The organism is Bacillus sp. TL12 (assembly GCF_022625245.1).
GTDB lineage: Bacteria > Bacillota > Bacilli > Bacillales > Bacillaceae_G > Bacillus_A.
The window spans coordinates 1-13,332 of the sequence record NZ_JAJJBY010000056.1 but is presented as its reverse complement, the minus strand read 5'-3'; the positions used below and the strand labels follow the sequence as shown (position 1 = coordinate 13,332).

Here is a 13,332-nt window from a genome sequence, read left to right as displayed (position 1 = left end):
CTGTTAGGATTCAAGTCATATGAAACAGCCACTTCTATATTGAGTGGCGTTGAAACCATGCATATGATGAAAAAAGGACAACTTCACTTACAGGTGAAGTCTACCCAAAATGAAGTTAGATTCATACATAAATGATTTGGAATTGCATCATAATCTACCATTGAACAGTCTATACAGGTTTCTATGCCTCTATCAAATGATTTTTGCACCAGAACCCATCGAAACCATTCATGCTTTATATAAACGAAACCGAAGTCTTGGGCTCAGACTTCGGTTTTTCGACGTACAATGAATTACAGGAGCTATTAACAACCGCATAAAATGTACAACTTTTTGTTGGCACCACTTAACCTTAACAAAACTTCGCAACAGAACCTTAAAAATACACACGGATAAAGGAAAGGCTAATATCAATATCCTTTATCTCGGAAAGGATTTCAAATTCTATAGTTTATTTGTCATTTTCGACTGCTTTTTTGATTTTATTGACTCTGTCTTTATGTTTCTCTCCCCAGTCCTTCATAAGTAAAATAATCGGCTCCAAAGATCTTCCAAACTCAGTTAATGAGTATTCTACTTTCGGTGGAACTTCTTTATAAACCTCCCGATGAATAATTCCATCTCGTTCTAGTTCCCTCAACTGTAAAGTTAACATACGCTGAGTAAGTCTAGGATATAATTTTCGAAATTCATTAAATCTCTTTTTATCATCTATAAGATGATAAAGGAGAATTCCTTTCCATTTACCACCAATTACATCCAATGTTGTCTCCACTGGACATCCTTCAAAGGTAGAAGAATAATCAAATCCGACTTTTCGATTTCTCATAATCTTTCCCCTCTCAATAGTATAATTTTTGATACTATATACAATTAATGTGCGTACTTTTTATAAATTATTATACAACATATAATAAAATCATACCAATTAATGAAAGGAATGGATAAAATGAATCAAAAACAACTTATGAAAGCAGTAGGAGCTACTCGTTATCTTCCTATTACCCATCCAGAAAGTTTACTTGATCTTCAGATAGAAAAACCAGTTCCTACAGGTCGTGATATCCTAGTAAAAGTAAAAGCCATCTCTGTTAATCCTGCTGATTTGGGTGTTCGAGAAAAACACAACTATGAAGAAGAATCACCTAAAATTCTTGGTTGGGATGTAGCTGGGATCGTAGAACAAGTTGGATCTAAATGTCAATTGTTTAAACCTGGAGATGAGGTGTTTTATGCGGGCAGCACCGCTCGCCCAGGGGCTAATAGTGAATTTCATTTGGTGGATGAACGGATTGTAGGAAATAAGCCAAAGAGTTTGGATTTCGCACAAGCAGCCGCTTTACCACTTACCTCAATTACTGCTTGGGAAGGCTTATTTGACCGCTTAGGAGTTAGTCATAACCAAGAGGGAAACAAAGACAAAAGTATCCTAATTATCGGAGCAGCAGGTGGAGTTGGATCGATAACGACTCAACTTGCTAAATTAGTGGGGCTTACTGTAATCGGTACCGCTTCACGTCCTGAGTCGATTCAATGGGCCAAAGATCAAGGTGCAGATTTTACAATCAATCACAACAAACATTTTGCACCGCAACTTAAGAAAATTGGATTTGAAACCGTAGATTATATATTCTGCTTAAACGATATGGTACAACATTTAAAAAATATGGCAGAGGTCATTTCTCCACAAGGTAAGATTTGCTCCATCGTTCCGGTCAATAAAAATACATGGACAGGAAGCCTAGAAATGGATCTGCTATTTTCGAAAAGTGTCACATTTGTATGGGAGTTCATGTTTACCCGATCAATGTTCCAAACGAAAGATATGATCCAACAACATAATCTACTGAATAAACTGGCTGACTTAATTGATAACGGAAAAGTGAAAACCACATTAGCGAAACGCGTAGAGCCAATTAATGCAACTAATCTACGTTTAGTACATGAAAAAATAGAAACAGGAAAAACAATAGGGAAAATTGTATTGGAAAATTTCAAATAAATCGTCATTAGAAGTCGAATTTTAGTTGGGTAAAATCGTAAATCCAGACTCTGTTTGATTTATTGATAATTGAGTGGATAAATGAACAATAAAATCCAATAGGAAACCTTGGTGTTCATCACAAATGTGGTTGGAAATCGAGGTTTCCTATTTTTTCTTCTCTATTACCGATTTTCAGATGTATTTCGGAGTAACCCCTAATGTAGAATTACAGGTATCTTAGAGTTACGTTATTCAAGAATATGGCCCGATTGCGGAATAAAAGTGAACGCTCTATTAAAAGTAACAAAATCACATTTTTTAAAATATCATACTTTTATTTCAAAGTTATACATGTTTAGTTAACCTTATTATCCGATACACAATTATTGCAGTAATCGAAATAATAAGAGCGGTTATCAAGCCAGATTCTCCAATCCAAATCTCTAATTGATATCCTGTAGTTGCACGTGCAAAAGGTCCTTGAATAATAGCATTCCAAGTGGTGTGGATGATAACCGACGGCCAAACACTACCTGTGATAAGTCGTAAATAAGCTGTAATATAACTGAATGGTACAATACAAAAATAGATGCCAAGTACAGAGAGAAAGACAGATGTTCCCTCTACGTATAGACCAGCAATAACAATTGGGACATGCCATGTTGCCCATATTAATCCACTAATAAGGATTGGTCGTGAAAATTCCGCATCGACTAGCCTTGTGAGCATATAACCCCGCCAACCCATCTCTTCTCCCATAACTGGGATTAAGTTAAGCAAGCTTCCTAAAATCCCGCTCAATACTACTATAAAAATGAAACGTAACGGTGTCGGTAGATAGTGAAGTCCAAGTATATTGTAGATAGGTTCTAGCATACCACCTTGTGGGAGATGAAACCTCGCAAATCCGCTAAACCAGGCAATCGAATAAGTAATTCCACATATTATCATAGGTATTAACAGGGCCAAAGCAATCCCCTTCCATATCTTTAAGTTACCTAGACTAAAAGATACATCTTTAAACCCTTCTCGCAGTATGATACGAGTCAGAATAGAAGAAATTGCAGGAGTAAACATATATACCACAATTAGCGGCATGCTTTTCGTAATCATTATTACTACATTTAAAATAATAGAAGTAATGAACAAGATACTTAAAAACAGTTGAAGTCCTTTTTTAGCACGTTGGACTTTATCCTTATTGTGGAATGATTTTGCATGTAATATCATTGTAATCCGTCCTTCCCCTTTTATTAATTTGTTTATCTAATCCACTCCCTGTCATTTCGAGAAATACAACACAGAATGAAGATGTTTTTGCATATAGATTAATCAATCTCCCCCTCTTAAATTCATAATCTAGTCTTACTTACGATTCAATACTGTAATTATTCTTCATAAGTTGTCATAACGGATAGTACGAAAATGTAATGATTAACCTGTGACCTGTGTCAAATAATCTTGTGACAATATGTAACTAGAAAATATGATATGGAATAAATAAAAATTGAATTACGGCAATTGATTCGCGCAAGTACATGAATCAATCTTGCTTTTGAAAATAATTCAATTGAGGTGAAAAAAATGAATAAAAAAAAGAGGTATTGTGGAATGGTTGCAATGGTTAGTACAGCTATATTAGTCGCAGGGGGTGGAGAAGTAGGAAAAGCACAAACGGTAGCAGTTGAAGATTCAGCTCAATCAATCCAAAAAAATATCGTTAAATCAATACAATCACAGGCGCATCCATTAAAAACGATAGAACCATCAAAATCATTTGACGATTTAAAACCACTTAAGAATATGATTGGGAACGCACAATATGTAGGATTAGGAGAGACTACTCATGGAAGTTCTGAAATTTTCACCATGAAGTTTCGCCTTGTGAAATACTTGGTTACTGAGATGGGCTTTACGAATTTCGGAATGGAAGAAGATTGGGGAAACGGATTAAAGTTAAATGAATATATACAAACAGGAAAAGGAAACCCTAGGGAATTTTTGAAATTGTTATATCCTACTGATGAAATTATAGCCATGATTGAGTGGATGAAAGATTATAATGCTGATCCATCCAATAAAAAGAAAATCCAAATTATCGGACTTGACTTAAAAACAATGGACCAAAGTGTTTTTAATAAAGTAATTGATTATGTAAAGCAGCATCGACCAGATTTGCGGGCAGAAGTAGAAGAAAACTATAAAGACCTTTCTTCTTTCACTAGAAGTATACAGGAATATACGAATCTTGCTCCTGAAATGAAAGCAAAGTTCAAGGCAAACGCTGAGAAAGTAGCCCAATTACTAAAAGATGAGAAGGAACAGGCAAACAAAGATGTAGGTTCATCCGAGTACATCTGGGTAAAAGCAACAGCGAATGCAATAGAGAAATTTACCACAATGCTGCTTTCTAATGACTACCCAAATGTAATAAAGCTACACGAGCAATACTTGGCCGATCATGCAATGTGGGCACAAGAGACATTTGGTGGTAAAACTATGGTATGGGCACACAATATTCACATAGCAAAAGGAATTATCGATGAGAAATTATATCCTGATGTTGCGGGGCAGTTTTTGAAGGAACGTTTAGACAATAATTATGTCACAATTGGTAGTACAACTACAGAGGGGAATTTCACCGTATACAGCGAATATAATCCTTCCACCGGAGGTAAGATTGCAACGGATACTATTCCACAAAATGTAAATAGTTTCAATTATACCCTCGGAAAAGTACCATATAAAATGTTTTTGTTGGATAACCGTCACCTTAAAGGACACGCAGAGAAATGGGTTAGAGCAAAAAGGCCATTACTAAGTATAGGAGGACAACTCCTCCCAGACGGTTCGTTATACTTTGATACTTCATTGCTTGAGCAATTCGATATTATTTTTCATATCCGAAAAACAAGTCCATCTCATATTAAATAAAAGTACAAAACAATCCCTTCTTGCTGATCCAAGAACGGGATTGTTTTATAGAGGATTAATAAAATCATCTTGTTTTTAACTAAGAATAGGCTAATCCCCCCTTTTTATCATCTTGTAAAAATGTCATATGACATTTTTACACTGGTGAGTTTGACAAAAAAAACAGTATGATGCGGTTATTACATAGATAGGAGCGATGAACTTTATGAGATCAAGATTCATCCAGAATGGTTATTTTTTATTACTAACTTTCATTACAGGTTTGTTTTATTTTTGTTTTTACTTAATAGCTCTGCTATTCAGTTTCACCCTTTCATTTACGGTAGTTGGGATTCCATTAGTTATACGCGTACTACAAACTACCACACCCTTTATCCAATTCGAGCGCATACAAACGAAAATTTATACTGATATTTCGACAGACTCTTACGATAGAAGTGTAACAACGGATACATCGGACTGGGCTCAAGTGAAATTAGGACTTACGGATCGCCGCACTTGGTCTGCTGTCTTTTGGTTAATGCAGAAATTTGTGATTGGCATTTTCAGTCTCATTAGTGCAATCATTTTTTATGTAATGCCACTTATGTTCCTGTTAGCACCACTATTGTATCGATACATCGATATGAATATTATTTTCATACAGATAGATACTTTTCCCAAGTCACTCCTTGTAATGCTTATGGGTATAGTGTTTACCGCCATAAGTATTAAAATAGTAGATGGTTTAACGAAAAAATTTGGAGGTTATACACGCAGTATGATTCAGCAACTAAATCAATAGAAGTTTGTAGTCTACGAATAGTAGGCAGTTTATTAAAAATATAACAATGTAAGAAGGATTATTCTATAATATAGGAAATGAGAAAGAAGGCTACTTAGGGGGTAAATGAATTGTTTGATATGGTTAATTATTGGTTTTGGTATGATTGGATTATGTTAGGAATCCGTCTACTTGTTAGTGTGTCTACCATCCTAGCAACATTAAATTTTCAAGATGGTTTAACATTACCACTTTGGATTATTATTCTTTGGGAATTTATCGCCTTCTCTATTCCATGGGTAGCCTTACTGTTCAATTATAAATATTACTTATTCACAGAAATATTGCTATATGGTGGACTATGTATATATTTAACCTTTTTATTTCCAGAAGCTTACAATATTTTTCTTATATCGGTGTTTCTTATCGCAGCAAATAGTAAGCATTTGTCCTATTATTGGACAGCTCCAACAACAGTTTTTGTAATAACTGGGATTTTCCATGCGGTTTCACCAAGTAATAGCTATTGGATTATGGTCACCTACTACGGATTCGCTTATGTAATGGGATTCGCTTTTCATTTATTAATCATCAATCATAAACAAAATGAAGCAATTCGTAAACAAAACGCGGTACTTGAGCAATATATGTCTCAGATCGAACGCATTACACTGGCCGAGGAACGAAACAGGCTCTCTAGTGAGCTTCATGATACAGTTGGCCACGCCTATACTTCCATTATTATGGGGATGGAAACGTTGCGGACCGATCTTGCTACCGAAATGGGTGTACAGAGGCTAGATTCCCTGCTTGAAATGGGACGTAAAAGCATCGAGGACGTGAGAGGTTACCTACATCAAATGGACCCTCAGTGTCAATCGCCTTCCTTGATTCAATCTCTACAAAATCTTGGAGCTGAATTTCAGGAGCACGCTCAGGTGGATGTAAGCTTCCGAACATTCGGAGAGGAATATCAACTGTCTCGACAAGCGAAGATAGCATTCATTCGTTGTTTACAAGAGTCCCTTACGAATGCGGTACGTCATGGTCAAGGGACTGAAATTATAGTTTCATTGCAGTTTGAACAACAATATACGAGATTAGAAGTGCAAGATAATGGAAAGGGAAATGTAGAATGGCAGGAAGGCTTCGGTATGAATACGATGAAAGAGCGGGCAATGAATTTGCAAGGTCAATTGTCTGTATATACAAAGCCAGAGGAAGGAATGCTTGTTACATGTACCATACCGCGACAAACTGAAATAAAAGATGGACTTATCCGTTTGTTAATTGTCGACGATCAGCCATTTGTTCGGGAAAGTTTGAGTACACTACTCGACAGATATGAAGATTTAAATGTAGTCGGTTTGGCTGAAGATGGCGATCAAGCCATCGACTTGTGTGGGCGCCTTCAACCTCACGTTGTACTCATGGATTTAGATATGCAGCAAATGGATGGAGTCGAAGCGACAAAAAAATTAAGCAACAATGGCCACATATCCGCGTATTGATTTTTACAACGTTTCAGGATACGAAACAGGCGTTGGACTCGCTTCGTAACGGTGCGGATGGTTTTTTACTTAAATCCATTGAAACGTTAGAGCTAGCTAATACGATCCGACTTATTCATAGCGGTGGAACGCTGATTGATCAGGGTATGTCTCACAAAATATTTGAGCAGTTTGATGAGCAAAACGAGACACCACAATCAAAAGCAACTGCTTATGAACTAACAGCCAGAGAGATAGAAATATTGCAGCTAGTAGCAAAAGGACTTCGATACAATACGATAGCTTCAAGGCTATATTTATCAAATGGTACGGTCAGAAACTATGCTTCCTCGGCTTACACAAAGTTAGGAGTGCGTAACAAGGAAGAAGCTGTCCAGAAGGCTCTAGAAATTGGAATTATCGAATGAGAAAATGGTTTGTTATTTCTTTAGAGCTAGCTAAACTGTAGTTACAAGATGCAGTACGGAATAAGACTATGAATCAAATTTTTCATCATTTTTGGTAGGTAATTTTGAATAGGTTCATCCTGGTTTTAAATCTTTAAATAGCCTTACTACATTCAATATGTAGTAAGGCTATTATATTCTATATCAGTTAACGTCAAGTAACTCCAAAATATACAATAAAAGTTGATTTTGGAGTTATTTTTTGTTTGCTTCACTTTTTTTCGGCACTCTACAGCTAGATGGTAAATCCTTTGACCACGGCAAGACTTTATCAATTTCTTCTTTATTGTTTAAATTGATGTTGGGAAGCGTTTCAAACAAATAACGAAGATAATGATAGGGACTTAGATTGTTCTCTTTTGCAGTTTCCACCACACTATACATGATCGCACTTCCTCTAGCACCTCGCGGTGTATTTGAGAACATCCAATTTTTTCTCCCGATTACAAACGGTTTAATAAAACGTTCACTTCTATTGTTATCAATTTCTAAATGACCGTCTAATAAAAAGGCTTTAAGATGCTTCCATTGATTCAAACAATAAGTGATGGCTTTTCCTAACGCACTTTTTGGTAAAACACGATCTTTCTGTTCATGAAGCCATGCTGAAAAAAGGTCCAGAATGGGCCTGCTTTTTTCAAGTCTCTGCCTATATCGCTCGCCTTCACTTTTTTCCCCTTCTGTGATTCAGGTAAAGCTTTTAAGGCTTCATCAAACTTTCGTCTCGCATGCGCCCAACATCCGACAAGGGTGACATCCGGTACTTGATGATACCCACTATATCCATCTACCTGTAAATATCCTTCAAAACCAGTTAAAAAACGTTTCGGATGTTCGCCTGCTCTTGTAGGTTGATAGTCATAGAGGACAATAGGGATATCCTCTCGTCCTGTACGATATAGCCACAGATAGGACTTCGTTGTTGCGGCCCGCCCAGGTTCACGTAAAACTTGGAAGGTTGTTTCGTCCGCATGAAGAATGGTTCGAGTAAGTAGGTGTTCATGCATCCTTTCATACAAAGTCACTAACCATCGATCAGCCCCATATAATAACCAATTTCCCATCGTTTGTCGTGATAAGAAGATCCCCATTCGTTCAAAATGTTTTTCCTGACGATAAAGAGGCAATCCCTCTACATATTTTTGTGTCATAATGTAGGCCATAATCGATGGAGAAGCGATACTTTTAGGAAAGGCGGGAGCTGGCATCTTGGCCGTTACAATCGGTGTAGATACCTCGTCTAATTCACACTTACGACAAGCGTATACATATCTCTTATGTTCTGTTACTTTTACTTCCGCAGGAACAATCGTCAGTTCCTTTCGGACTTCTACACTCATCTCATGCAAAGCACCACAACAACACGAACAAGCCTGTTCCTCATCAAGTAAACGATATTCAACCGTTTCAATCGGAAGGTTTTGGACAGACTCATCCCTATGACCGCGTTTATCTTGTAGTGCTTCTTCCCCATGTGCTTCAAACTTCTTGACCCATTGATATACCTGTTGATAAGAAACTTCATAGCTTTTGGCTGCGAGCTGATAGTTTTTCTGATGTTGTAGACAGTAATTTACAATTTGAATTCGTTCTTCTAATGTTGTTTTTCTTCTATTTGTCATAGAGTTTATTATTCCTTTACCCGTATCATTTAATTCTCTATGACTATTATACTTTTTAATCCATTTTCTCAAAACTGCAGTACTGGATATATTGTATTTTTGAATAACCTCATTTAATGAATAATGTCCTGACAGATACTCATTAACGGCTGCTAACTTTAGTTCTTTTGAATACAACTTCCAAGAAGTAGCGTCTGTTAGACCGTCTTCACCATTCAATTCATATCTTCTTTTCCAATCTCTAATCGTTCCAGGATCAACTGAAAATTTAGCAGTAATGTCAGCTGTTGAATGATGACCATCTTTATAAAGGGTTAAAATCGCCAATTTTTCAGCTTTAGAATATTTTATTCGAGACATAAAAAAACTCCCCTTAGATAAACAGATTTTATTTTTTATCTGTCTACCTAAAGGGGAGCATATCAAGATTAATCAAAATAGATTCTTTTCCAGTAGATTTAATATTGGTTTTTATAAAAATGTTTGATTAAATCACACACATTATATTAACCTTACCACTTGATTTTCTTATTAATTAAGCATATAAATAATAACACCTAAACGTCATTATTCCCCTTTTTTTTATAGAAAGGTTTTGATTCGCAGGCAATAACCCACCCAATAATTATTAAGATTGCAGAAAACAACTTAATACACGTCTTATATATAATCTAAATCTCTAAGATATAAGACAGATAATACATAAATCACAGCACCAATTATCCCTAGAATCAAACCCTTATATTTTTGTAAAAACATCAAGTTACCCCTTTCGTACAAACAAAATATTCCATATATAAACAATACTAAATTATGGAATATATTTAAAGAATCAAAATGTTTTTATATTCAATTTATATGTAAAAAGAAGCATAAGATGGCCGTTTTGGCCAACTTATGCTTCTTTTAGTTTGCGGTCAACTTATGCTTCTTTGAAATAAAGTCATGACGTTTGTAAAAAAGTTGTGATGTTTCACCTCATTTGGTTATGATTATCATAGAGGGGTGTCCAAAAAAGAACATCTGAAATTGAAAAGTGATTAAATCTCTAGTTAAAAAGAATATTATCTCGACCATTCGAGCTGAACAATTGAATTCTATTTAGAAACAAAGAGAAAAAATTATTTACTATAAAATTTATTAGAAATTTATTTTTATATCGTATCCTTTCAATATAACTTGAAAGGAGAACCCTATGAGAAAACTATTTAAAGTATTAAAGATTATATTTATTATGTTTATTGCGGCTATCTTACTTATATTAGTATCTGTTTTTATATACCATAACTATCAATTAAGTAAGGAATCAGATCTTATTAAAAGTAAGGGAACAATCGTTAAGATTAATAATAAAAAAATGAATGTTTATAGTGAGGGAAACGGTAAGGATACATATGTATTTATGGCTGGCTCTGGGATTGCTGCTCCTGTTTATGAAATGAAAGGAGTATATAGTAAGTTTTCAAAAGAAAATAAGATTGCTGTAGTAGAAAGAGCTGGTTATGGGAACAGTGATGTTTTTAACGATGGAAGGGATATTGATAAAATATTAGAACAAACGAGAGAAGTACTCATTAAAAGTGGCAATAAACCTCCTTATATTTTAGTTCCGCATTCAATATCGGGAATAGAGGCTATTTATTGGGCACAAAAATATCCGGAGGAAATCAGGGGAATTATTGCGTTAGATATTGGTTTACCTCAGCAGTATGTGAAATATAAAAGCGAAGTGGATAAGTCAACATTAAAAATAAGAGGAATGAATATTTTAACGAAAATGGGTATTCATCGACTTCTACCTTCTACTACTTATAATCCTGAAGTGATTCGACAATCTTTTTTAACTAAACATGAAAAAGAAATTTATAAAGCAATATCGTATAAACAGTTTTTTAATGTTGATATGAAACAAGAGCTCTTACATTCTTACGAAAACAGTAAAAAATCTGTTAACCTTCCGATACCAAAAGAAACACCTATATTATTTTTAGATGCAGTTGCTGATCAAAATAAAAACTCGAAATATACAAAACAACATTACAAAGATTATAAAGAATTTGCAGAACAACTTGAAATAGCAGATGTTATAAAATTGAGGGGGACACACAGCATTTATTTATACCAGGCTGATGAAATATATAAGCTTTCTAAGGAATTTATCAATAAAAAAGTGAAATGAAGGTTTGCATGATGAAGGGATATCATATTTTAATAGTTGAAGACGATGTGATGATTGGTGATCTGTTGCAAAAAATTTTGCAGCGCGAAGGATACAATGTAATTTGGAAAACAGACGGAAAAGAAGTGTTTGGAATCATCCATAAAATGGATTTAGTTATCATGGATGTGATGTTACCAGGTAAAGATGGCTATCAAATAACAAAGAAAATAAAAAATTTAGGATTAAATATTCCAATTATTTTTCTATCCGCCCGAAGTGATATGGACAGCAAACTCCAAGGTTTGACAATCGGGGAGGATTATATGATAAAGCCTTTTGATCCTAGAGAGTTGTTACTAAGGATGCAGAAAATGTTAGATAATCAATATGGTACTTTTACGCAAATCAAACACTTATATATTGATGCTGAGCATAAAAAAGTTTTTAATAATAACTTGCATAATGAAGTTGTCTTTACTGCGATTGAGCGTAAAATATTCTTCTATTTATATGAAAATAGGAATCGTATTTTAACGAAAGGACATTTCTTTGATTATTTATGGCAATTCGAAGATAGAGATCAAAATATCTTGAATGTGCACATAAAAAAAATAAGAACAAAAATTAATGATAAAACGGGTGAAATTATCCAAAATATATATGGAGAAGGGTATAGATTAAATACCTATATAAAGAAATGAAATTAAAGAAAAAATATCAGTTAGTGTTATTTTCTGCTGCTATAAGCGTACCATTTTTATTACTGTTGATTAGTATCTTTATGTCAATAATTTATAATAGTGCCTTTAAGGAGGAAAATAATGACATTCCTTTTCATGAGTCTTTTGCGTATCCTACGATGCTAGTTGTATTTTTTTTATCAATATTGTTATTAGCCTTTTTATTTTCAAAATCGATTAACTCACTATTAAATAAAATAGATATATTAAATAAAACCATTCGAAATTTAGCTATTGATAAAAAGATTCCGAATAAATTAGACGTTAAAAGTGATGATGAAATAGGAGGACTAATCAGGTCAGTAAATTTATTAATTGAAAGAACTACATATCGAGAATTAGAACTTAAACAGCAAGAGGAAATGAAGAAGGAACTTTTAAATAAATTAAGACATGATATTAATACGCCTTTAACAGCTGTCAGGTTACAATTATTTTACTTAGAAGGTCAATATAATAATGACCAAGCACCAATATTAGAATCGTTATATCAACAAATACAGTATATTGCTGAATTAACCAGTGAGTTAAATTTACAATCCACTAATACATTAGAGAATTCTTATATTTTAAATCACGAGGTGAATATACATGATTTATTAGAAGCTATGGTTAAAAAGTGGGATTATTTGTATAGTATTCATGATATTGAATTAATATATAATCCACTAAATAAAGACTTGATATGGATTAGTAACGATTTATGGATTCAAAGGTTATTTGATAACATTTTTCAGAATACGTTAAAACATTCAAAGGCTAAAAAGCTTGAGATAACCATTGAAAATAGTGTTGTTTCCATTAGGGATAATGGAATTGGTTTTGATACTAATAGTAAAAGTGCGGGGCTTGGATTAAAAATAATTGAAGATATATCTAGAATGCTCAATGTAAAATATATTCTACAATCGAATAACAAAGGGACTTTATTTTATTTTACCAAAAACGAAAATGATATATAAAGCTCATTTTATACTGTTTTGTGAAATTCACGGTCAGCTTATGGGTTAATAATTAACTCACGGCCAATTTATACTTCCCATTCTGTTGAAGAATTAGATAATTATCTGCAAAAATAAGTGTTTTATGGCCAACTTATGCTTCTAACTGCGGCCAACTTATAGGTAAAGTGATTTGTACGAAATGTATAAATGTAATTTTCTGGGAATTA

8 protein-coding genes and 6 pseudogenes are annotated in these 13,332 nt (G+C 34.2%); 9 read left to right on the top strand and 5 right to left on the bottom strand.

Features of this window, described 5'->3' with window-relative positions; translation table 11 throughout:
- Both LOK41_RS25715 and LOK41_RS29380 read left to right on the top strand, forming a co-directional pair.
- A pseudogene (locus LOK41_RS25715) lies at window positions 1-135 on the top strand (IS6 family transposase); the annotation flags it as partial.
- Window positions 136-217: 82 nt separating this feature from the next.
- Window positions 218-320, top strand: a pseudogene (locus LOK41_RS29380) (IS6 family transposase); the annotation flags it as partial.
- A gap of 131 nt (window positions 321-451) precedes the next feature.
- On the opposite strand, the gene LOK41_RS25710 reads toward LOK41_RS29380, so the two are convergent.
- On the bottom strand, window positions 452-829 hold the full coding sequence (locus LOK41_RS25710) for a winged helix-turn-helix transcriptional regulator (RefSeq protein WP_241818851.1): 378 nt from the start codon (window positions 827-829) through the stop codon (window positions 452-454).
- 120 nt (window positions 830-949) lie between these two features.
- Between LOK41_RS25710 and LOK41_RS25705 the strand changes: the two genes are divergently transcribed.
- Window positions 950-2,002 carry a zinc-binding alcohol dehydrogenase family protein gene (locus LOK41_RS25705; RefSeq protein WP_241818850.1) on the top strand — a complete coding sequence of 351 codons (1,053 nt, stop codon included), beginning with the start codon at window positions 950-952 and terminating at the stop codon, window positions 2,000-2,002.
- A 327-nt stretch (window positions 2,003-2,329) separates the two neighbouring features.
- Here the strand turns inward: LOK41_RS25705 and LOK41_RS25700 are convergent, their stop codons facing one another.
- Window positions 2,330-3,214 carry a CPBP family intramembrane glutamic endopeptidase gene (locus LOK41_RS25700; protein WP_241818849.1) on the bottom strand — a complete coding sequence of 295 codons (885 nt, stop codon included), beginning with the start codon at window positions 3,212-3,214 and terminating at the stop codon, window positions 2,330-2,332.
- Between the two features lie 381 nt (window positions 3,215-3,595).
- On the opposite strand from LOK41_RS25700, the gene LOK41_RS25695 reads away from it, so the two are divergent.
- The 3 genes and pseudogenes from LOK41_RS25695 (at window position 3,596) to LOK41_RS25685 (ending at window position 7,599) form a co-directional block, all read left to right on the top strand.
- Complete coding sequence (locus LOK41_RS25695) at window positions 3,596-4,918, top strand: erythromycin esterase family protein (RefSeq protein ID WP_481748839.1); 1,323 nt, start codon at window positions 3,596-3,598, stop codon at window positions 4,916-4,918.
- A 205-nt stretch (window positions 4,919-5,123) separates the two neighbouring features.
- Window positions 5,124-5,702 carry a sensor domain-containing protein gene (locus LOK41_RS25690; RefSeq protein ID WP_241818847.1) on the top strand — a complete coding sequence of 193 codons (579 nt, stop codon included), beginning with the start codon at window positions 5,124-5,126 and terminating at the stop codon, window positions 5,700-5,702.
- 110 nt (window positions 5,703-5,812) lie between these two features.
- Window positions 5,813-7,599: pseudogene (locus LOK41_RS25685) on the top strand (response regulator).
- Between the two features lie 234 nt (window positions 7,600-7,833).
- Here the strand turns inward: LOK41_RS25685 and tnpC are convergent.
- The 3 pseudogenes from tnpC to LOK41_RS25670 all read right to left on the bottom strand — a co-directional run.
- Window positions 7,834-9,089: pseudogene (tnpC, locus tag LOK41_RS25680) on the bottom strand (IS66 family transposase); the annotation flags it as partial.
- 36 nt (window positions 9,090-9,125) lie between these two features.
- Window positions 9,126-9,620, bottom strand: a pseudogene (locus LOK41_RS25675) (transposase); the annotation flags it as partial.
- Window positions 9,621-9,817: 197 nt separating this feature from the next.
- A pseudogene (locus LOK41_RS25670) lies at window positions 9,818-10,019 on the bottom strand (hypothetical protein).
- 436 nt (window positions 10,020-10,455) lie between these two features.
- On the opposite strand from LOK41_RS25670, the gene LOK41_RS25665 reads away from it, so the two are divergent.
- From LOK41_RS25665 to LOK41_RS25655, 3 genes are read left to right on the top strand one after another with little or no spacing between them, the layout of a single operon-like run.
- Complete coding sequence (locus tag LOK41_RS25665; RefSeq protein WP_241818846.1) at window positions 10,456-11,439, top strand: alpha/beta fold hydrolase; 984 nt, start codon at window positions 10,456-10,458, stop codon at window positions 11,437-11,439.
- 11 nt (window positions 11,440-11,450) lie between these two features.
- Window positions 11,451-12,122, top strand: coding sequence for a response regulator transcription factor (locus LOK41_RS25660; protein ID WP_017150457.1), 672 nt, complete (start codon window positions 11,451-11,453; stop codon window positions 12,120-12,122).
- A complete protein-coding gene (locus LOK41_RS25655) occupies window positions 12,119-13,123 on the top strand; it encodes a sensor histidine kinase (RefSeq protein ID WP_241818845.1) in 1,005 nt (334 codons plus the stop codon). The genes LOK41_RS25660 and LOK41_RS25655 overlap by 4 nt, the downstream gene beginning before the upstream one ends.
- Window positions 13,124-13,332 lie beyond the last annotated feature (209 nt).

Coding starts and splice junctions, on each gene's coding strand:
- LOK41_RS25710 (WP_241818851.1), bottom strand. CDS start 829: ATGAGAAATCGAAAAGTCGGATTTGATTATTCTTCTACCTTTGAAGGA.
- LOK41_RS25705 (WP_241818850.1), top strand. CDS start 950: ATGAATCAAAAACAACTTATGAAAGCAGTAGGAGCTACTCGTTATCTT.
- LOK41_RS25700 (WP_241818849.1), bottom strand. CDS start 3,214: ATGATATTACATGCAAAATCATTCCACAATAAGGATAAAGTCCAACGT.
- LOK41_RS25695 (WP_481748839.1), top strand. CDS start 3,596: ATGGTTGCAATGGTTAGTACAGCTATATTAGTCGCAGGGGGTGGAGAA.
- LOK41_RS25690 (WP_241818847.1), top strand. CDS start 5,124: ATGAGATCAAGATTCATCCAGAATGGTTATTTTTTATTACTAACTTTC.
- LOK41_RS25665 (WP_241818846.1), top strand. CDS start 10,456: ATGAGAAAACTATTTAAAGTATTAAAGATTATATTTATTATGTTTATT.
- LOK41_RS25660 (WP_017150457.1), top strand. CDS start 11,451: ATGAAGGGATATCATATTTTAATAGTTGAAGACGATGTGATGATTGGT.
- LOK41_RS25655 (WP_241818845.1), top strand. CDS start 12,119: ATGAAATTAAAGAAAAAATATCAGTTAGTGTTATTTTCTGCTGCTATA.